Annotated in this window: 19 protein-coding genes; 13 read left to right on the top strand and 6 right to left on the bottom strand. The window is 65.5% G+C overall.

What is annotated here, in order from left to right; genetic code table 11:
- Positions 1–79: 79 nt before the first annotated feature.
- Both G3A50_RS15045 and G3A50_RS15040 read right to left on the bottom strand, forming a co-directional pair.
- Positions 80–778, bottom strand: a complete 699-nt coding sequence (locus G3A50_RS15045) for a GNAT family N-acetyltransferase (RefSeq protein ID WP_163076027.1) — start codon at positions 776–778, stop codon at positions 80–82.
- A gap of 185 nt (positions 779–963) precedes the next feature.
- Positions 964–1,773, bottom strand: coding sequence for a trypsin-like serine peptidase (locus tag G3A50_RS15040; protein WP_246252480.1), 810 nt, complete (start codon positions 1,771–1,773; stop codon positions 964–966).
- A gap of 379 nt (positions 1,774–2,152) precedes the next feature.
- Between G3A50_RS15040 and zapE the strand changes: the two genes are divergently transcribed.
- From zapE to lpdA, 8 genes are all read left to right on the top strand, one after another.
- A complete protein-coding gene (gene zapE / locus G3A50_RS15035; protein ID WP_163076025.1) occupies positions 2,153–3,376 on the top strand; it encodes a cell division protein ZapE in 1,224 nt (407 codons plus the stop codon).
- 84 nt (positions 3,377–3,460) lie between these two features.
- Positions 3,461–4,180, top strand: a complete 720-nt coding sequence (locus tag G3A50_RS15030; protein ID WP_163076024.1) for a DUF1003 domain-containing protein — start codon at positions 3,461–3,463, stop codon at positions 4,178–4,180.
- A gap of 253 nt (positions 4,181–4,433) precedes the next feature.
- Positions 4,434–5,399: a malate dehydrogenase gene (gene mdh / locus G3A50_RS15025; RefSeq protein WP_163076023.1), complete on the top strand. Its 966-nt coding sequence runs from the start codon at positions 4,434–4,436 to the stop codon at positions 5,397–5,399.
- Between the two features lie 325 nt (positions 5,400–5,724).
- Positions 5,725–6,453, top strand: a complete 729-nt coding sequence (locus tag G3A50_RS15020) for an FkbM family methyltransferase (protein WP_163076022.1) — start codon at positions 5,725–5,727, stop codon at positions 6,451–6,453.
- 223 nt (positions 6,454–6,676) lie between these two features.
- The gene (locus tag G3A50_RS15015; protein ID WP_163076021.1) at positions 6,677–9,643 is read left to right on the top strand and encodes a 2-oxoglutarate dehydrogenase E1 component; all 2,967 of its coding nucleotides are present in this window, start codon (positions 6,677–6,679) and stop codon (positions 9,641–9,643) included.
- Positions 9,644–9,713: 70 nt separating this feature from the next.
- A complete protein-coding gene (odhB, locus tag G3A50_RS15010; RefSeq protein WP_163076020.1) occupies positions 9,714–10,958 on the top strand; it encodes a 2-oxoglutarate dehydrogenase complex dihydrolipoyllysine-residue succinyltransferase in 1,245 nt (414 codons plus the stop codon).
- A 28-nt stretch (positions 10,959–10,986) separates the two neighbouring features.
- A complete protein-coding gene (locus tag G3A50_RS15005) occupies positions 10,987–11,628 on the top strand; it encodes a LysE family translocator (protein WP_163076019.1) in 642 nt (213 codons plus the stop codon).
- A 30-nt stretch (positions 11,629–11,658) separates the two neighbouring features.
- On the top strand, positions 11,659–13,059 hold the full coding sequence (gene lpdA, locus G3A50_RS15000; RefSeq protein WP_163076018.1) for a dihydrolipoyl dehydrogenase: 1,401 nt from the start codon (positions 11,659–11,661) through the stop codon (positions 13,057–13,059).
- Between the two features lie 93 nt (positions 13,060–13,152).
- Here the strand turns inward: lpdA and G3A50_RS22855 are convergent, their stop codons facing one another.
- The 3 genes from G3A50_RS22855 to G3A50_RS14990 all read right to left on the bottom strand — a co-directional run bounded on the left by G3A50_RS22855 (position 13,153) and on the right by G3A50_RS14990 (position 14,830).
- On the bottom strand, positions 13,153–13,284 hold the full coding sequence (locus G3A50_RS22855) for a hypothetical protein (RefSeq protein ID WP_281355816.1): 132 nt from the start codon (positions 13,282–13,284) through the stop codon (positions 13,153–13,155).
- Positions 13,285–13,400: 116 nt separating this feature from the next.
- Entirely contained in the window at positions 13,401–13,835 is a 435-nt protein-coding gene (locus G3A50_RS14995; protein ID WP_163076017.1) for a VOC family protein, read from the bottom strand.
- Positions 13,836–13,840: 5 nt separating this feature from the next.
- Positions 13,841–14,830, bottom strand: coding sequence for a tyrosine recombinase XerC (locus G3A50_RS14990; RefSeq protein ID WP_163076016.1), 990 nt, complete (start codon positions 14,828–14,830; stop codon positions 13,841–13,843).
- 157 nt (positions 14,831–14,987) lie between these two features.
- Between G3A50_RS14990 and G3A50_RS14985 the strand changes: the two genes are divergently transcribed.
- The 5 genes from G3A50_RS14985 to G3A50_RS14970 all read left to right on the top strand — a co-directional run bounded on the left by G3A50_RS14985 (position 14,988) and on the right by G3A50_RS14970 (position 19,514).
- Positions 14,988–17,204: a primosomal protein N' gene (locus G3A50_RS14985; protein WP_163076015.1), complete on the top strand. Its 2,217-nt coding sequence runs from the start codon at positions 14,988–14,990 to the stop codon at positions 17,202–17,204.
- A 117-nt stretch (positions 17,205–17,321) separates the two neighbouring features.
- Entirely contained in the window at positions 17,322–17,477 is a 156-nt protein-coding gene (locus tag G3A50_RS22405) for a DUF5993 family protein (protein WP_170308642.1), read from the top strand.
- Between the two features lie 10 nt (positions 17,478–17,487).
- The gene (locus G3A50_RS14980) at positions 17,488–18,075 is read left to right on the top strand and encodes a disulfide bond formation protein B (RefSeq protein WP_163076014.1); all 588 of its coding nucleotides are present in this window, start codon (positions 17,488–17,490) and stop codon (positions 18,073–18,075) included.
- A 192-nt stretch (positions 18,076–18,267) separates the two neighbouring features.
- Positions 18,268–18,561 carry a hypothetical protein gene (locus G3A50_RS14975; RefSeq protein ID WP_163076013.1) on the top strand — a complete coding sequence of 98 codons (294 nt, stop codon included), beginning with the start codon at positions 18,268–18,270 and terminating at the stop codon, positions 18,559–18,561.
- 8 nt (positions 18,562–18,569) lie between these two features.
- The gene (locus G3A50_RS14970) at positions 18,570–19,514 is read left to right on the top strand and encodes an AEC family transporter (RefSeq protein ID WP_163076012.1); all 945 of its coding nucleotides are present in this window, start codon (positions 18,570–18,572) and stop codon (positions 19,512–19,514) included.
- An 80-nt stretch (positions 19,515–19,594) separates the two neighbouring features.
- Here the strand turns inward: G3A50_RS14970 and gluQRS are convergent, their stop codons facing one another.
- On the bottom strand, positions 19,595–20,473 hold the full coding sequence (gene gluQRS / locus G3A50_RS14965; RefSeq protein WP_163076011.1) for a tRNA glutamyl-Q(34) synthetase GluQRS: 879 nt from the start codon (positions 20,471–20,473) through the stop codon (positions 19,595–19,597).
- Positions 20,474–20,491 lie beyond the last annotated feature (18 nt).

Raw genomic sequence — 20,491 nt, 5'->3', positions numbered from 1 at the left:
GCCAGAATGCCCTCTGTCTCCGGCTCGATCACGGCCAAGTCAAGGCAACCATCAGAGCCCCGCCAGCGTGCGGTCGCCGTCAGTTGCCCCGCAGCGAAGGCGGCAGCGAACGTTCCTGCAGGTCGAAGGCCGATGAGCAGACCGAGAACACGTCGCCCATAAGCTCCCGCATGCGCGAGAAAACCGTGGCATGCGGGGCCTTCATGCGTCCCACAACCTCTTCATCATCCACCGAAAAATCGGCCGCGCCATGAACTGCCAGACGCTTCATTCGACCGTTATTCGGAAGGAACACCACTTGAAGCTCTTCAATGCCGCGGTTCTGCGCGAGCATCACCAGATGCTCCATCATGGCCGAGCCGACGCCTTTGCCCTGCCAGGGACGCTCGACACTGAACGCCGCCTCGGCGGACAAGGGCTTTCCCTCGCGCTTCGGCAGGGGATGCAGTTCGGCTACCGCGTGCAGTTCGCCATCCACGAAATAGCCCAGCGCCAGCGCGTCGCCCGTCGTCACGCGCGTGGCATGGCGGGAGAGCGCGGAGTCGGAAATGACGCCACCAAAGCGCATGAAACGGCTGAGCGGGTCGAGCCGGAGGAAATGCTCCAGTAGAAGATGGCGTTCGGCCGGAAGCAGCTTGCGGATATGGCCCTCGCCCAACGCCGGACGATGGCGCGCGGGACGGACAATCTCCAGGTGGGGGGAGCGGGCGGGCGCAGCGCCACGAGCGACGCAGTTCTCGGCGCTTTCACTCATGGGCATCGTCTTGGCCGTGATCATGTCGGATCTCGATAAATAACCTAACATGCCGCCGATCTATGTTGCGACGCAGCACACATAGACGCATCGCAACATGAGACAACGTCCGCATCTGCATGGCTCGCATGCACGCACATCGAGCCCCGGCAAAGGTGCGCCCCATTTGTCGCACTGGCAATGCGTAACAGCGCGAAGAGCGGCCGCGCTCAGCGGCTGGCGCTGCGCTGCTCTCCACTGCGTGCCACGTCAAGGATGGCAGCGTGCAGCGCGCCCTCGGCGGTGAGGCCGAAATTGTAATGGGACATCGAAAACGGCCCCGCCGTGCCGGGATGGGTCGAGCGGAAGCCGACATAGAGCCCGATGAAGCCGCCACGCTCGGTGAGCAGCGCAGCGCCCGAGGTGCCGCCCTCGGCATCGCAGTCGATCGCCACCTCGCGAAGTCCCCCGGCGGCGGCCGTCACCTGCCGTGCCTGACAGCGCTGGAGTGAGGGAAGCTCATGCGTCCCGCGTGCCCCGGCGGACAGCACGATTGTACCGGGCACGCTCATGGAGCCGGCAAGCGCGTAGGGGCGCGCATCCAGAACGGGCCGGGCCAGCGGCGCCACGGCCCAGTCCTTCACGGCCGGTTCGGCATAGGGCGACCGGCTGCCGCTGACGACCTTGTCGAGCTGCAACGCGACCACCTGCCGCCGTCCTCCGGCATGGATCGAGAAGCTGCAATCCGAATGGCGCAGCTTCCCGCCCGCCGCGAACAGCACATGCGCGGCCGTGACCACCACATTGTCGGCGCCGACAAGTTGCCCGGTTCCAACGGCGGCCCCGCAGCGCACGATGCCCGTCGCGCCAAATCGCGCCGCAAGCTGCGCCGAGGACAGGCCATTTGAGCGCGCAAAGTCGGCAGGTGTCAGCCGGTTGTCGGCATCGATCATGATGGCGGAGGGCGACAAGCTGACCGTGGCCGGATTCTTCCGCTCGAATGCGTGCCCCGACGCCGGCACCGCCGCCAACGTCAGCACAACAAGCAAGCGTCCCCCAAGGGTGCTGAAAAGACTGCCCCGCCGCATTCACGCCCCGCCCATCTCTCGGTGGCGAAAGAGTGCCGACAGCAATGGGGCATGGTCAAGGCTTGGAGACGAAAACGCGGCGCTCGACGAAAGGTTCCCTCGTCCCAGTATTTTTATGGAGGCCGCCACGCCGTAGGGCGGATGTCCCGCCCCCGGCCTTGCGAAGATGCCTTGCCGGCAGGCAGCGAGAGAGCCCGGCGTTGCATTCCCCTGAGTTCGGGTGCAAATCCCCGCGAACCGGGCGCCACCTTCGTCGAAGACCGCCCGGCTGTGCTTGCGGCGCCGCAATGCGCCCGTTAAGCGTGCGCTGCACACTTGGGAGTGGTCCGATATGGCGGACATAGCGCTGTCGGCAGAAGCTGGTGGATCGGTGCTCGCGGCGCGCTACGTCGCGCGCATGGCTGCCGGGGACATTGCCCCGGACCCCGGCCAGGCTCGAATCGTCGCGGCGCTGGCCCAACTCGAACAACGTATCGCCACGCGCCGTCTCGCCCGGAAGTCGTCTGCGCTCGGCTGGCTCTTCGCCCGCCGCGAGGAGACCATTCCCCGCGTGCGCGGCCTCTATATTCACGGGTCGGTCGGCCGCGGCAAGACGATGCTGGTCGACCTGTTCTACGAAAGCGTTGCGGTCCGCAAACGCAAGCGCCGCGCTCACTTCCACGAATTCATGATCGACGTACACGCGCGCATCCACCAGGTGCGCAGTGACATGAAGGCCGGAAAGATCAAGGAAGGCGACCCGATCGCCATCGTGGCCGCCGCGCTCTACGAGGAAGCCTGGCTGCTCTGCTTTGACGAGTTCCACGTAACCGATATCGCCGATGCCATGATCCTCGGCCGGCTGTTCGAGAAGCTGTTCAGCTTCGGTGTCGTCATCGTCGCCACCTCGAATGTGGCCCCCCAGGACCTCTACAAGGGCGGGCTCAACCGCGCCCTGTTCCTGCCCTTCATCGCCATGATCGAAGAGCACATGGAAGTGGTGAAGATCGAATCGCCCACCGACTACCGCATGGAGAAACTGGGCGGCGTGCGCACCTGGTACGTCGCCGGTCCGCAGCAGACCATGGCCGAGATCGATCACGACATGGACATCATCTGGCGGCGCGTGGCCGGTGCCGATGGCGGGGCGCCTGCGAACATCGCTTCGGCGGGACGCACGATACACGTTCCGTTCGCCGGCGGTGGCGCCGCCCGGTTCAGCTTTGAGGAGCTCTGCGGCACCCCTCTGGGAGCGGCCGACTATCTGCGCCTCGCCCGCAGCTACCACACCATCCTGATCGAGCATGTGCCGCAACTCGACCAGGACCGGCGCAACGAAGCCAAGCGTTTCATCACCCTGATCGACGAATTCTACGAGAAGGGCGTGAAGCTGATCGCCTCCGCCGAGGCCGAGCCCGAAACACTCTATTCCGGCACCGAAGGCGCGGAGGCTTTCGAGTGGGCGCGCACCGTCTCGCGGCTGCATGAAATGCGCTCGTCCGACTATATCGCACGCCCCCATGGACGCGGCGATTCCGAGGCCAGCGGCAACACCACGGGACTGGTCGAAACCTGACCGGGGAACCGCCCACCGGCTCTTCAGGTCTTCAACAGGCAATCAAGACAGGCGACAGCGACGCGGCAGTAACGGGCGGACGTAATGACCAGAAGCAAACGCAGGCACGCCGGCAACGCCACGCACGAATGCGCCCTCACGGGCAAGATCGTGTCCGACAGGGACGGAGTTCGCCTCGACCTGCTGCGCCCCGCGCTTGCCGATCATATCCGTTCGCTCCATCCCGAACTGCGGGCCGATGCCGTGATCTCGCGTTCGGCTCTGGCGAAGGAACGCGCCGCCTATATCGCCGCCACGCTGCAAGCCGAGCGCGGCGACCTCAGCCAGCTTGACCACGACGTCATCGACAGCCTCGCCCAGAATGACATCCTGACCCAGAACGTCGAAGAGGAGATCGACAACGATCGCACCCTTGGTGAACGGGCGGCCGATACCATCGCCAAGTTCGGCGGGAGCTGGGTCTTCATCATCTCCTTCATGGTCTTCATCTCATTCTGGATGACACTGAACCTGATCGGGCTGATCGGGGCTTTCGACCCCTACCCCTTCATCCTGCTCAACCTGGTGCTTTCCTGCGTCGCCGCGCTTCAAGCCCCTGTGATCATGATGAGCCAGAAGCGACAGGAAGAGAAAGACCGGCTGAGGTCGGAGAACGACTACCGGGTAAACCTCAAGGCCGAGCTCGAAATCCGGCATCTGCACGAGAAGATCGATCACATGCTCACCCATCAGTGGGAGCGCCTGGCAGAGATCCAGGAGATACAGATCGAGCTGATGGAAGAACTCGCCTCGCGCCAGCGGTGAAGGCGCGGTTAGCGAACCGAACAGATCCGACGTTTCAGCCTATCTGCTATGTCCCCAGCGCAGATCAGACGGGATTTTCACGTTCATTTACGTCGCCAGGCATCGTGTATTTCGTATGCCATAGTAATGAGCGAAAAGTCTTAGGCCGCCTGTTAACATCAACGCTCTTCACAGCTTGAACGCACCGTCGATAAGGGCTATCCGTCCCCGCGCGGCAGTCCGCCGCACCTTCTTCGAAACGTCAGGAAATCTCATGGCTCGAGCAAAGATTGCACTGATCGGGGCTGGTCAGATCGGCGGCACTCTGGCCCTTCTCGCGGGGCTCAAGGAGCTTGGCGACATCGTCATGTTCGATGTGGCCGAGGGCATTCCGCAGGGCAAGAGCCTCGACATAGCCGAGGCCTCCCCGGTGCTGGGCTTCGATGCCAAGCTCTCTGGTACAAACAGCTATGAAGTGATCGAAGGCGCCGACGTCGTCATCGTCACCGCGGGCGTTCCGCGCAAGCCCGGCATGAGCCGGTCCGATCTCATCGGCATCAACCTCAAGGTCATGGAACAGGTCGGCGCGGGCATCGCCAAATACGCCCCCGACGCCTTCGTGATCTGCATCACCAACCCGCTCGACGCCATGGTGTGGGCGCTGCAGAAGGCCTCTGGCCTGCCGACCCACAAGGTCGTGGGCATGGCCGGCGTGCTGGACTCGGCCCGCTTCCGCTACTTCCTGGCGGACGAATTCGACGTCTCTGTCGAGGACGTGACGGCCTTCGTGCTCGGCGGCCATGGCGACGACATGGTGCCGCTGGTGCGTTACTCCGGCGTGGCCGGCATCCCGCTGCCTGACCTGGTCGCCATGAACTGGACCACCCAGGAGCGCGTGGATGCCATCGTCGATCGCACCCGCAAGGGCGGCGGCGAGATCGTCAACCTGCTCAAGACCGGCTCAGCCTTCTATGCGCCGGCAGCGTCCGCCATCGAGATGGCGACCTCCTATCTGCGCGACAAGAAGCGCCTTCTGCCGGCCGCCGCATTCCTTTCCGGCGAGTATGGCGTGAAGGACCTCTACCTCGGCGTACCGGTCATCATCGGGGCGAAGGGCGTGGAGCGCGTGGTCGAGATCAGCCTCGACAAGAGCGAGCGCGCCATGCTCGACAAGTCCATTGCCTCGGTCCAGGAACTGGTCGCCGAGTGCCGGAAGATCGCGCCCGACCTGGGTGCGTGAGGATAGGCGGCATCGCCGCCGATGAAGACGCCGAAGCCGGCTCGCGCGGCCAGCTTCGGCAACCGGGAAAGTGGCAATGAACCTGCCAGCGCAACGAGGCTCCAATCCCGCGCATGCGGTCGTTGACCGCGCGTCGGTGAGGTCAGCCCCTGTCCGCGACGTTCTCCCGAACGTCCGCGCGCATTTGGCAAGAAGCCGCCCCTCGGTAAGGCGCGTTGCGAGATCGGCGCGCCAAATGCCTAGATATCGGACGGTGCGCCGTAATTCGGCGATCGTAGGCGTCGAATGGTTGCTGAGCAGCCATTCCCTTGCAAGATTGCAGTCGATGGCCGTGCCGGTCGGGCGGCCAATCCTGGGGGCTGTGATTTCAATGCTGCGTTACCTGTTCCGAAAGTTGCCGATCAGTCCTTGGCAAAAGAAATACCTGAAATACATGTACTTTAGGAGCATGGCCGCTATCGGGCGTGACGCGTTTCCCGCGTTGTTCGATATCGACCGCAAAATGCTGAAATACCTTCCCGGGACCAACGGAACCTTCATCGAGGTCGGAGCGAACGACGGCATTTCACAATCAAATACCTGGTACCTCGAAGCCTATCGCGGATGGTCGGGCCTGCTGATCGAGCCTGTGCCGGAGCTGGCAAAGCTGGCCAAGCGTTTCCGCAAGACGCCCGTGGCGAATGTGGCACTGGGGGCGATGGCGAGCGATGGCGACACGCTGACGCTGAGCGTGTCGGACCTCACCACCACGGTTGCAAACGGCAAGAAGGACCGGAGCGGGGCAGCGGCGAAACAGATCACGGTGCCGATCCGCGCCCTTTCAGCACTGCTGACGGAGCACGGCATAAGCAAGGTCGACTTCTTCTCGCTGGACGTCGAGGGGTTCGAGCTTCCGGTGCTTCAGGGGCTGGATTTCGATACCCACCGGCCGCGCTACATCCTGGTCGAGACCGAGCAGGCGCCGGAGGTCGAGGCCTATCTGAAACCATGGTACGACTTGAAGGACACGTTGACGTTCCATGACTATTTGTTCGAGGCCCGTTCGACGGAGTGAGGCGATGACTCATTTGCCAGCCGCCGGGGGGCGTCTTCCTCTCGTCGCTTTTGCGTAGTTGTTGTTCGCACGGCCAATTCGACTGGGAACCACGCAGACACAACGGACAGCGCGCGAACTTGCAGTGGTCGGCGCGCCGTTCGTAGGACTTTTAACTAGCTTGGATTTTCGCGCCGGATGACGCAGGGAAATCCAGGCTCGACCGACCACCAGGGATGAACCCATGGCACGTGCGGATCTGAACGAAGCTTTTCTCAATACTTCCTTCCTCTACGGCGCCAACGCGGCCTGGATCGAAGATCTGTATGCCCGCTACGAGGCAGACCCCACATCGGTGGACGCCGAGTGGCAGGCTTTCTTCGGCGGGCTGAAGGACACCCCCGCCGACGTCGAGAAAAGTGCGCGCGGCGCTTCCTGGAAGAAGGACAACTGGCCGATCCACGCCAATGGCGAGCTTGTCTCGGCCATGGACGGTAACTGGATCGAGGTCGAGAAGAAGACTTCCGACAAGGTCAAGGAAAAGGCCCAGAAGGCCGGCGTCGAGCTGAGCTCGGCGGACGTGCAGCAGGCGACGCGCGACTCCGTCAAGGCCCTGATGATGATCCGCGCCTATCGCATGCGCGGCCATCTTCATGCACGGCTCGATCCGCTCGGCCTCGAGCCCGAGCATTCCGCCCCCGAGCTCGACCCGGCGTCTTATGGCTTCCGCGAGGCGGATCTCGACCGGCCGATCTTCATCGACCACGTGCTGGGCATGGAGTTCGCCACCGTCCGGCAGATGATCGCGATCCTCCAGCGCACCTATTGCGCCACCCTCGGCGTCGAGTTCATGCACATTTCCTCCCCCGAGGAGAAGGCGTGGATCCAGGAGCGGATCGAAGGCCCGGACAAGGAGATTACCTTCACCCGCGAGGGCAAGCGCGCCATCCTGAACAAGCTTGTCGAGGCCGAGGGCTTCGAGAAGTTTCTGGACGTGCGCTACACCGGCACCAAGCGCTTCGGCCTCGACGGGGGCGAAAGCCTGATCCCGGCGCTGGAACAGATCATCAAGCGTGGCGGCAATCTCGGCGTGAAGGAGATCGTGTTCGGCATGGCCCATCGCGGCCGCCTGAACGTCCTGACCCAGGTGATGGGCAAGCCGCACCGCGCGCTTTTCCACGAATTCAAGGGCGGCTCATGGGCCCCTGACGAGGTCGAGGGATCGGGCGATGTGAAGTACCACCTTGGTGCTTCATCGGACCGCGAGTTTGACGGCAATCAGGTGCACCTGTCGCTGACCGCCAATCCCTCGCATCTGGAAATCGTCGATCCGGTGGTGCTTGGCAAGTCGCGCGCCAAGCAGGACCTTCTTGCCGATACCGACCGCACCCAGGTTCTGCCCCTGCTTCTGCATGGTGACGCGGCCTTCGCCGGCCAGGGCGTGGTGGCGGAATGCCTGGGTCTGTCCGGGCTGAAGGGGCACCGCACCGGCGGCTCGATCCACTTCATCATCAACAACCAGATCGGTTTCACGACCTACCCGCGCTTCTCGCGCTCTTCGCCGTATCCCTCGGACGTGGCCAAGACCATCGAAGCGCCGATCTTCCATGTGAATGGCGACGACCCTGAGGCCGTGACCTTCGCCGCCAAGATCGCCACCGAGTTCCGCCAGCTGTTCCACAAGCCGGTGGTCATCGACATGTTCTGCTACCGGCGCTTCGGCCACAATGAAGGCGACGAGCCAGCCTTCACCCAGCCCTTGATGTACAAGGCCATCAAGAAGCACCCCACCACGCTCGAGATCTACTCCAAGAAGCTCGAAGCCGAGGGCGTGCTGGTGCCGGGCGAAATCGATTCGATGCGCGCCGAATGGCGCTCGCGGCTCGACGGGGAATATGACGCAGGCCAGGCCTACAAGCCCAACAAGGCGGACTGGCTGGACGGGCGCTGGGCGGGCCTCAAGGTCGCCAATGCCGAGGATGACCCGCGCCGCGGCGTCACTGGCGTCGATCTCGACGTGTTGCGTGACATCGGCACCAAGATCACGACGGTGCCGGAGGGCTTCCACGTCCACCGCACCATCCAGCGCTTCCTCGATGCCCGCCGCAAGGCGATCATCGACGACGGCGCAGGCATCGACTGGTCGACCGGCGAGGCGCTGGCTTTTACCACGCTCCAGCTCGAAGGCCACCCGGTGCGCCTCTCGGGTCAGGACTGCGAGCGCGGCACCTTCTCGCAGCGCCATTCGGTGCTGATCGATCAGGAGACCGAGGACCGCTACACGCCGTTCAACCATCTGGCCGAAAGCCAGGCCCGCTACGAGGTCATCAATTCGATGCTCTCGGAGGAAGCGGTGCTCGGCTTCGAATATGGCTACTCGCTGTCGGAACCGAACGCGCTCACTCTGTGGGAAGCCCAGTTCGGCGACTTCGCCAATGGCGCGCAGGTCATCTTCGACCAGTTCCTGTCGTCCGGCGAGCGCAAGTGGCTGCGCATGTCGGGGCTCGTCTGCCTGCTGCCGCATGGCTATGAAGGCCAGGGCCCCGAGCATTCCTCGGCCCGGCTTGAGCGGTTCCTGCAGATGTGCGCCGAAGACAACATGCAGGTCGCCAACTGCACGACGCCGGCGAATCTGTTCCATGCGCTGCGCCGTCAGCTGAAGCGTGACTTCCGCAAGCCGCTGATCCTGATGACACCGAAGAGCCTGCTGCGCCACAAGCGGGCGGTCTCCCGGCTTTCCGAAATGGCTGCCGGCACCTCCTTCCACCGCATTTTGTGGGACGATGCCGACGCCTCCTCGGGCCACAAGACACCGGATTCGATCGACCTAAAGGCAGACGGCGAGATCCGCCGCGTCGTGCTGTGCACCGGCAAAGTCTATTACGACCTCTATGAGGAGCGTGAGCGGCGCGGTGTCGACGACATCTACCTGCTGCGCGTGGAGCAGCTGTTCCCGTTCCCGCTGAAGACGCTGGTGCAGGAACTGTCACGCTTCAAGCAGGCCGAAATCGTCTGGTGTCAGGAAGAGCCGAAGAACCAGGGCGCCTGGGCCTTCGTCCAACCTTATCTGGAATGGGTGCTGGAACAGGTTGGCTCGGCTTCGGCGCGGCCGCGTTACACCGGCCGCCCGGCCTCCGCCGCGACCGCAACCGGGCTCATGTCCAAGCACCTCGCCCAGCTCAAGGCATTCCTCGCGGACGCTCTGGGCTGACGCGTGACGATTTCGAACATATTCGAGGGATCGCCGGCCCCGGGCCGGCTCAGGTAGGGAAGAAAGAGCAATGGCAACCGAGATCCGCGTCCCGACGCTGGGCGAATCGGTCACCGAGGCGACGATTGGCAAGTGGTTCAAGAAGGCGGGCGACGCCGTCGCCGCCGACGAGCCGCTTGTCGAGCTTGAGACCGACAAGGTGACGATCGAGGTGCCCGCACCCGCCGCCGGCGTGCTCTCGGAAATCATCGCCCTGGACGGTGAAACCGTGGGCGTCGGCGCCCTGCTTGGTTCCATCGGCGAGGGCGCCGGCAAGGCGGCCGCTCCCGCCAAGGTCGAGGCCCCCAAGGCCGAAGCGCCGAAGGCCGAGCCTGCCAAGGCAGCCAGCCCGGCCGCCGCTCCGGCCGCCGCGCCAGCTTCGGCGGCGGCGGGCGCCAATGGCCCGGCGGTGGCGAAGATCGCCGCGGAGTCCGGCCTCAACCCCGCCATGCTTGCCGGCACCGGCAAGGACGGGCGCGTGACCAAGGGCGACATGCTCGAAGCCCTCGCCAACCCGCCTGCGGCCCCCGCTCCGGCCCCGACCGTGGCCCGCGCGCCCTCCGCTCCCGACGACGCTTCCCGCGAGGAGCGCGTCAAGATCACCAAGCTGCGCCAGACCATCGCCCGGCGGCTGAAGGACGCGCAGAACACCGCGGCGATGCTCACCACCTTCAACGATGTCGACATGTCGGCGGTGATGAGCCTGCGCGCCCAGTACAAGGATGTGTTCGAGAAGAAGCACGGCGTGAAGCTGGGCTTCATGGGCTTCTTCACCAAGGCGGTGATCCAGGCCCTGAAGGACGTGCCCGAGGTGAACGCCGAGATCGATGGCCAGGACCTCGTCTACAAGAATTACTACCATGTCGGCATTGCAGTCGGCACCGATAAGGGCCTTGTCGTGCCGGTGGTGCGCGATGCCGACCAGATGTCCATCGCCGGCATCGAGAAGACCATTGCGGGTCTCGGCCGCAAGGCGCGCGATGGCAAGCTCGGCATCGAGGATATGCAGGGTGGCACCTTCACCATCACCAATGGCGGCATCTACGGCTCGCTGATGTCGACGCCGATCCTCAACGCGCCGCAGTCCGGCATTCTCGGCATGCATCGCATCGAGGAGCGCCCGGTTGTCGTGAAGGGCCAGATCGTCGCCCGCCCGATGATGTATCTGGCGCTGAGCTATGATCACCGCATCGTCGACGGCAAGGGCGCCGTCACGTTCCTCGTCCGCGTGAAGGAAGCGCTGGAGGATCCGGCCCGCCTCGTGCTGGATCTGTGATCCGGAAACGGCCCGGTTGGAGGGCAGCATGAACTATCTGAACGAGTTCGCCGCGCTGATGGCGGTGTTCGCGGTCGTGATCGTGGCGCCGGGGGCGGATTTCGCCCTCGTCGTGCGTCAGAGCGTGCTGCACGGGCGCGGCGCGGCGCTGGTGACAAGTTTCGGCATCGGCGCCTCGCTGCTGTTCCACATCTCCTACACCATCCTGGGCATCGGGCTCATCGTGTCGCAGTCGCTGGCGCTGTTCGCGCTGATCAAGTGGTGCGGCGTCGCCTATCTGCTCTATCTCGGCCTGCGTTCCTTTTTCGAGAAGCCGATCCGCCTCGACGAGCCCGCCCTGGCGCGTGAGGCGGGCACCGTGCGCCGCGCCTCGCTGCCGGCGTGCTTCGGCATGGGGTTCCTGACCAACGCGCTGAACCCCAAGCCGGTGCTGTTCTTCCTCTCGCTGTTCTCGGCCATTGTGAGCCACGAAACGCCCGTCCCGGTGGTGTTTGTCTATGGCCTTGGCATGGCCGGTGCGCTCATCGCTTGGTTCGCCTGCGTCACGCTGTTCTTCACCAACCCTGCGGTGCGGGCGCGTTTCAACGCCTGCGGTCGCTGGTTCAGCCGGGTCACCGGCGCGACCTTCGTGCTGCTCGGCCTTCGCCTTGCCGTCCAGAAGGCGGGCTGACACCTTAGGGATTCAAGGAAACTGCCTCCCATGTCCTACGATCTTGTTGTCATCGGCACCGGCCCCGGCGGCTATGTGTGCGCCATTCGCGCCGCCCAGCTCGGCCTCAAGGTCGCTGTTGTCGAAAAGCGCGCCACCTTCGGCGGGACCTGCCTCAACATCGGCTGCATTCCCTCCAAGGCACTGCTGCACGCCTCACACCTCTTCGAGGAGGCCGGCCACTCCTTCGCCAAGATGGGCATCGGTGTGAGCACACCCAAGCTCGACATAAAGGCGATGCTGGGCTTCAAGGACCAGGCGGTCGAGGGCAACACCAAGGGTGTCGCCTTCCTGATGAAGAAGAACAAGATCGACACCTATCATGGCACCGCCACCATCGCTGCGCCGGGCAAGGTGGATGTCGCGATGGACGATGGTTCGGCCCAGTCGCTGGAAACCAAGGCCATCGTCATCGCCACCGGCTCGGACGTCGCCCGGCTGCCGGGGATCGAGATCGACGAGACACGAATCGTCTCCTCCACCGGCGCGCTCACACTTGAAAAAGTGCCGGGCAAGCTGGTCGTGGTCGGCGCCGGCGTGATCGGGCTGGAGCTCGGCAGCGTGTGGCGGCGCCTGGGCGCTCAGGTGACGGTGGTGGAATTCCTCGACCGCATCCTGCCCGGCATGGACCTCGACGTGGCGAAGTCCTACCAGCGCATCCTGCAGAAGCAGGGCTTCGAGTTCACACTCAGTTCCAAGGTCACAGGCGTCGACAGCTCCGGCAAGACGCTGAAGGTCTCGGTGGAGCCCGCCGCTGGCGGCGAGGCGAAGGTGCTGGAGGCCGATGTGGTGCTGGTCGCCATCGGTCGCGTGCCGTTCACCGAAGGGCTGGGGCTTGAGGCGCTCGGTGTCGAGAAGGACAAGCGCGGGCGGATCGTCACCGATCATTACTACCGCACCAACGTGCCTGGCATCTTTGCCATCGGCGACGTCATCACCGGACCGATGCTCGCCCACAAGGCGGAAGACGAAGGCGTCGCCATCGCCGAATTGCTGGCCGGCCAGGCGGGTCATGTGAACTACGACGTCATTCCCGCCGTGGTCTATGCCTCGCCGGAAGTCGCCTCGGTCGGCAAGACCGAGGAAGAGCTGAAGGCGGAAGGCATCGCCTACAAGGTCGGCAAGTTCCCCTTCCTCGCCAATGGACGCGCCAAGGCCAATGACGAGACCGAGGGCTTCGTGAAGGTTCTGGCCGACGAGACCACCGACAAGGTGCTCGGAGTGCACATTATCGGCATGGAAGCGGGCGAGATGATCCACGAAGCGGCGGTTCTGATGGAGTTCGGCGGCTCGTCCGAAGACCTCGCCCGCACCTGCCACGCCCACCCCACCCGTTCCGAAGCGGTGAAGGAAGCGGCGATGGCGGTGGAGAAGCGTTCCATCCACATGTGAGAACCATCGCTGGCGGAACCACACCGAGCGAAAACGAAATCGGCCCGGAAGTCACCTTCCGGGCCGTTTCAGTTCAAGCCCGACAGGGAGCCGTCAGCTGTCCTTGGTGTCCGTCTGCACCGGCGGGGTCGACGCCGTATGGCCGGGGGAACAGTCAGCCAGCGCCGCACCGGTCGCGGCAAGGGTGAGGGCGAACGCGCAGGCGAAGGTGGCGATACGCTTCATCAGACACTCTCCTCATCGACATGACTTCCGATAGGGAAAGTGTCACTCACACACGCCATGATTAAAAGCCCGGCACCGGTATCGGGTTGCACCAAATACTGGCAAGCCACCTGTTCTCACGCAGCCGTGTAGGTCACCGCCTCGATTTTCCAACCGTCGGGATCAAACAGGAAGGCCGCATAATACCCCTCGCCGTAATGCGGACGCAGCCCCGGCGCGCCTTCGTCGCGTCCTCCGCTCACAACGCCGGCGGCATGGAACGCCCGCACCGCCGCGCGATCCGGCGCCATGAAGCACAGATGGAAGCCGGGCGGCGGGATCACGGCAGCGCTGCGGTGCTGGATCCAGAACGGCGCCGCGCCGGGGGTGCCCTCGGGCGAAGGGAGTTCACCCTCAGGCCCCCAGCAGGCGGATTCGCCCTCTGGTTCGGCAAAGCACATCACCCGCACGAAACCAAGCGACGCCAGCACCGCATCATAGAAGGCGAGCGAGCGGGCGAAGTCACTCACGCCGATCGACATATGCTCGATCATGGGGCGAACGGGGGTCATGGGCCTCACCTGCCCGCGCGCGGGTGGGCGGAACGCCAGGCGGCCATGAGGGCCGTCGAATCCACCGCCGCGTAGATTTGCGTGGTGGAAAGCGAGGCGTGGCCAAGAAGCTCCTGGATCGACCTCAGATCACCACCGCGCCCCAGCAGATGGGTGGCAAAGGAATGGCGCAGCGCATGTGGCGTGGCACTGTCGGGCAAGCCCAGCGCACCGCGCATCCGCTCCACCGCCAGCTGGACGATACGCGGCGAGAGCGGGCCGCCCTTGGCGCCGCGAAAAAGCGCGGCTGTCGGTTCCAGATCATAGGGGCAGGCGCGGGCATAGGCGTCGATCAGCGACAGCACGGCCGGCAGCACCGGCACCATGCGTGTCTTGCCGCCCTTGCCATGGACGATGATCTGATCGCCGCGCCCGGGTTCGGGCATGTCGCGGCGCATCAGGCCGAGCGCTTCGGAAATACGCAGTCCCGAGCCGTAGAGCAGCGCCAGCACGGCAGCATCGCGGGTGAGAATCCACGGCTCGCGCGCGTCGCCGGCGCGCGTCGCTGGGTTCGTCATCGCCAGCGCGTCCTCCGGGAGCAGCGGGCGCGGCAGGGTGCGTGGAATGCGCGGCGCGCGCACTGCCGCGAGTGCCCCGACCTTGCCGAGCCCTTCGCGCTCCAGGTGGCGTCCGAAGGAGCGGGCCGCTGCGAGGAACCGCATCTGGGTGCGCGATTCGATGCCTTCCGCACGCCGCGCCGCGATCACGGCGCGCACCTCGCGCGGGGTCAGCGCGGCCAGCGCGGCAAGGTCCGGCTTGCCACCGCGATCGGCCGCGAGCAGGCCAAGAAAGGTGGAGACGTCGCGGGCATAGGCCTCGCGGGTCTTGGGCGAGAGCCGGCGCTCATGGCCGAGCCGGTCGAGCCAGCCCCTCGCCGCCGCCGCGACATCGGGTGCCGCGCCGGCCAGAAGCGAGCGCTCGGCACGAGCCGCCTTCTGTGCATCCGTGCTTGCCATGACTATCTCCCGCGAAGACCGCCTCTCGCGAATCGCCGTAATGGTGGCATGGGATGATTTACGTTTCGTCGCCCTTCGCACCCGTCCGGCGCCGGCGAAAAATCCGGCGCCGTGCCGCGCGACGCACGGCGCCGCGATGCGCTATGAAGAGCCTCGCATGACCAAGCCAAGCCCCGTCGATTCCCCCTCCCTGTTTCCTTCGCGCGAAAGCGTCGTAGACGTGCTGCTGCCGCTCGCCATCGGCGCGGCCTATTCCTACCGCGTGCCGGAGGGCATGGAGCTCGCGCCGGGCGATATCGTCGTAGTGCCGCTGGGCACCCGCGAGGTTCTGGGCTGCGTGTGGCCGCGCGCGGGCGGCGCGCCCGCCGTCGATCCCGCCAAGTTGAAATCGATCAAGCGCCGATATGACGTCGCCCCGCTCCAGCCGGCGATGCTCGCCTTTATCGAGTGGATGGCGGACTACACGGTGACGCCACCCGGCATGGTGCTGCGCCTCGCCCTGCGCCACGACGAAAGCGCAGGCATCGGCCGCGAGCGCACCGGCGTGTACCTCACCGACAGGCGCCCCGAGCGGCTGACCAAGGCGCGCACCAAGGTCGTCGAGGCTCTGTTCGACGGGTTCGTGCGCTCCAAGTCGGAAGCCGCGCGCGAGGCCGGCGTCTCCGCCTCCGTGGTCGACGGACTGATCGATGACGGCGTGCTGGAGACGGTCGTGCTTCCGCCCGAGCCGGCCGCCGAGGTGCCCGATCCCGAGCATTCCCGCCCCGATCTTTCGCCCGCGCAGAGCGAGGCCGCCGCCCGGCTCGTGGATGCCGTGAAGGCCCGCGCATTCGCGCCGACGCTCATCGATGGCGTCACCGGATCAGGCAAGACCGAGACCTATTTCGAAGCGGTGGCACAGGCGATCCGTCAAGGGCAGCAGACCCTTATCCTGATGCCTGAAATCGCCCTCACCCAGGCGTTTCTTGATCGTTTTGCCCGCCGCTTCGGCGTGCTTCCCGCCGAGTGGCATTCCGCTGTCAGCTCGAAGCGGCGCGGGAAGTTGTTCAAGGGTGTCGCCTCGGGCGAAGTCAGCGTCGTCGCGGGCGCCCGCTCGGCGCTGTTCCTGCCGTTTCGCGACCTCGGGCTGATAATTGTCGATGAGGAGCACGACGGCGCCTACAAGCAGGAAGACGGCGTCCACTACCATGCGCGCGACATGGCGGTGCTGCGCGCTCGGCTGGAGGAGGCGCCGATCGCCCTCGTCTCGGCGACGCCGTCGCTTGAGACGGAAGTGAACACCCGGCGCGGACGCTATACCCGCCTGCACCTGCCCGAGCGCTTTACCGGTACCCGCGTGCCGCGCCTCGAGCCGATCGACCTGCGCAAGGAAGGACCGCCGCGCGGCCAGTGGGTCGCCCCGCGCCTCGCGCGGGAGATGGAGTGCACGCTGGAGGCCGGCGGCCAGAGCCTGTTGTTCCTCAACCGGCGTGGCTACGCCCCTCTCACGCTCTGCCGCGCCTGCGGGCATCGCCTGCGCTGTCCGTCCTGCTCGTCCTGGCTGGTGGAACACCGTTTCCGCCGACGTCTCGAATGCCACCAGTGCGGCTATGCCATGCCGGTGCCCAGCGAATGCCCGGCCTGTCACGAACCGAACGCACTCATTCCTTGCGGGCCGGGCGTCGAGAGGCTGCATGAGGAAGTCGTCCGGCTGATGCCGAACGCACGCGTGCAGGTGCTCTCCTCCGATCTCGCCGGTGGGGTGGAGCGTATGCGGGCCGAGCTGAAAGCGATCGAGGATGGTGAGGTCGACGTGGTGGTCGGCACCCAGCTCGTCGCCAAGGGGCACAACTTTCCCGGCCTCGCTCTGGTGGGCGTGATCGACGCCGATGTCGGGCTCGGTCATGGCGACCCGCGCGCGGCGGAGCGCACGTTCCAGCTCCTGCACCAGGTCGCCGGACGTGCGGGACGCGCCAATGTGGAAGGTCGCGCCTTCCTCCAGACCTACATACCCGAGCATCCGGTGATGCAGGCGCTGGTCGCGGGCGACCGTGATGCCTTCTACGATCAGGAGATCGCGATCCGCGAGGAGGCGCATCTGCCGCCCTTCGCCCGATTCTGCGCGCTCATCGTCTCCGGCACTGACAATCACGCCGCCCAGTCTCATGCCCGTGCGCTGGCCGCCTGTGCGCCCTTCACATCGGAAGTGCGTGTGCTCGGCCCCGCCGAGGCGCCGCTGGCTCTCGTGCGCGGACGGCACCGCTTCCGCCTGCTGGCGCGCTCCGAGCGCGCTTTCGACCTGTCGTCCTATGTCCGAGCCTGGATGGCCGGCGCCCCCCGCGCGACCGGCAGCCTGAAGGTTCAGATCGACATCGATCCGCAGAGCTTCCTGTAGCCATCCCCCGCGAAGCTATCCCCAGGCGATGCGGTGCAGCGTGACTTTAGGGCGGCTTCCTGCTGTGCTGGCATACCGTCGCGACGCCGCCGACGATCAACGGATCGGGTTTTCCCCATGATGAGCCTTCCCTTTTTCGGGATCTTCGCCGCCTTCCTTCTCGCGGGAGGCGGACGGCGCGGCCCCGCCCTCCTGCTTTGGGCACTGTCCATGGTGGTGTTGCTGCTGCTCTTCCGCAGCCACAGCACCGACGCGCTCGACGTGGTGTTGTGAGGGGCCTTTCATGACAGACGCGGCAAACACCTTTCTGACACCGGAGCGCGCGCGCGTTCTCAACGGGCTTGGCGTTCTCGCCATCTCGGCCGTTCTGGTCTTCGCCTTCTTCGATCAGTTCGTCGGCGGCGACTTGCCCTGCCCTCTCTGCATCCTTCAGCGCGTGGGCTTTGTCGGTGTCGGCTTCGGTCTGGCGCTCAACCTGCGCTTCGGCCCGCGCCCGAGCCATTACGGCGTCGCGATCCTCTCCGCGGTCGCAGGCGGGGATATTTCCGTGCGCCAGACGCTCCTGCACATCGTGCCGGGCACGGGCACCTATGGCGAAGCCTTCTTCGGACTTCACTTCTATACTTGGGGCGTGGTGTTGAGCTGCCTCATTGTCGTGGGCTGCGCACTGCTTCTGCTGTTCGACCGCCAGTTTGAACCGTCCGACAGCCCACCTCGTGCGTTCGGCGCGTTTGCGTTCGGCGCCTTCGGGCTGGTCGCGCTACTCACTCTTGCCAACGGCGTCTCCACCGTTCTGGAATGCGGCGGCGGGCTTTGCCCGGACAATCCGACCCACTATCTCCTGCTTCAGGACGCTCCGCCCGCGCCGTGACGGTGAGCGTGCGGTTCCGATCTCACCCCATTGACGAGGCTGCATTCGGCGCATAGCTTGCCGGCCATGACGATGTGGACCAACGAGAACAAGCGCATCCGCGCGGCACGGCGAATTCGCCGCCCGGCCGAACAGTTCGGCCGGGATAGCTGACGCGCCTGCCCTATCTCTCCTTCGTCATGGGAATTTGCCATGTTCTCCGGCCCTCTCCGTCATCGCCTCGTTGTCGAGGCTGATGCTCATCCCAATCTGATGCTGCGCCTGCTCGAACCCTTCGCGATCCATGACGTGCAGCCGACCCGGATCCGCCTCGACGGCCCGCCGGATGGGAAGATCGATCCCGCCAATCTCGGCAACATGCGCGCCGAAATCGCATTCGTGGCGCCCGTTGAACTTGCCGAACGCCTCTGGGCGCGCATCGACGTGATGGTGCCGGTGCGCACCTCCCATCTGGTGTCCAGCGCGTCCTCCGAAGTGGCGGCCTAAGTCCTTTCATGTTCGCCCAGCTCAGCGCCATAACCTTCATCGTGGCGCCGGTCTTCGGGCTCATAGGGCTCGGTTTTCTAGCCTCTGTCAGCGGTCACCTGCGCGAGCGCGCCGCCGAGGGGCTGTCGGAATATGTGTTCGGCCTCGCGGTTCCGGTGCTGATCTTCAAGACTCTGGCGGGCGCGCGCCTGCCAGAGGAAGGCCAGCCCTGGGGCTACTGGATCGCCTATTTCACCGGCGCCTTCATCGTCTTCGCGCTCGGCATGCTGGCGGCGCGTCGGCTCTTTCACCGCGACTACACCGAGACGGTGATTCACGGATTCACCTCCGCACAGGCCAACACCGTCTTCGTCGGCGTGCCGCTCATTCTCCAGGCCTACGGGCCGGAGGGCGCGGTGCCGCTGTTCCTGCTCATCGCGGTCCATCTGCCTATCATGATGGTCGTTGCGACAGTCCTGACGGAGGGTGTGCATGGCGGCCTTTCGGCGGCGGGGCTTAAGAAGCTCCTGCGCCTGCTGGCTTTCAACCCGATCCTCATCGGCATCTATGCCGGCGGCATCGCCAAGCTCACGGGCTTCGAGCTGAGCGGGATCTTCAAGCAGATCGCCGACATGCTCTCCGCTTCCGCCGTGCCCTGCGCGCTGGTCTCGCTGGGCCTCGCCCTGCATCGCTACCCGATCCGCGGTGATTTTGCCCCTGCGGTCCTGATCACGGCGCTGAAACTGATCGTCCATCCGGCCATCGTCTATGTGCTGACCCGCCTTCTGCCGATGCCTCCGGTATGGGCCGATGTGGCGGTCGTGTTCGCCGCCATGCCAAGCGGGATCAACGCCTATCTTCTGGCACAGCGCTATCGCGTCGGTGTCGCCGCCTCGGCGGGGGCGGTGTCGCTCTCCACCGCTGTCAGCCTGTTCACCGTCACGATCTGGCTGATGATTCTCGGGGTTGGGTGAGACGCCCGACCGGGAGACGTTCAGCTCGCAAGCACTCGCCCCCACCTCCTGCCCACGTGGTATCCGCCCCGTGACACCCGCTAGGCGGACGGGCCGAGAGCCCTGCGGCGCACCTCTCCCGCGCTCACACCCGCCTGGCGCAGGGCCCGCAGGCTCTCCGAGCCGATCGACTTCGAGAGTTTGCGCCCCTCCGCGTCCAGCAGCAGCGGGTGGTGCGTGTAGAGCGGCTCTGGCAAGCCGAGTAGAAGCTGCAGCAGCCGGTGCACCGACGTGGCGGCCTTCAGGTCACTCCCGCGCACAACATAGGTTACCCCCTGCAGCGCATCATCAACCACAACGGCAAGGTGATAGCTCGTGGGCACATCCTTGCGGGCGATGACGATATCACCCCACGCCAGTGGATCGGCCACCAGAGTGTCGGCGGCGTCCGGGCCGGCCCCGCCGACCTCGCGCCAGCCCAATGGGCCCGCCATCGCCGCCGCCCGCCTCATGTCGAGCCGCAGCGCATGAGGCTCACCGGCCGCACGGCGACTGGCGCGCTCGCTCTCGCTCATCGTCTCGCGGGCAAAGGGAAATAGCGGCGCACCGTCCGGGTCACGTGGCCAGCCGGGTCGTTCCTCCACCTCACGGCGGATCTCGGCACGGCTCTCGAAGCTCTCATAGACCAAACCCATGGCGAGGAGCTTGTCCAGCGCCGCGCGGTAGTCGGGGAAATGCTCGGACTGCCGGCGCACCGGGCGCTCCCAGTCAAGGCCGAGCCAGGCGAGATCCTCATGGATCGCCGCCTCATAATCAGGCCGGCAGCGCGCCGCGTCGATGTCCTCGATGCGAAGCAGCAGGCGGCCATCGATAGCCTTGGCCATCGCGGCATTCATCAGCGCCGATCGGGCATGGCCCAGATGCAGCAGCCCGTTCGGGCTCGGCGCGAAGCGGAAGGTGGGGCGGGCGAGAGCGTTCATCGCCCGCACATGTAGCGG

The sequence above is a fragment of the Ancylobacter pratisalsi genome, from assembly GCF_010669125.1.
GTDB classification, from domain to species: Bacteria; Pseudomonadota; Alphaproteobacteria; order Rhizobiales; family Xanthobacteraceae; genus Ancylobacter; species Ancylobacter pratisalsi.
This window is presented reverse-complemented; position numbering and strand designations above follow the sequence as displayed.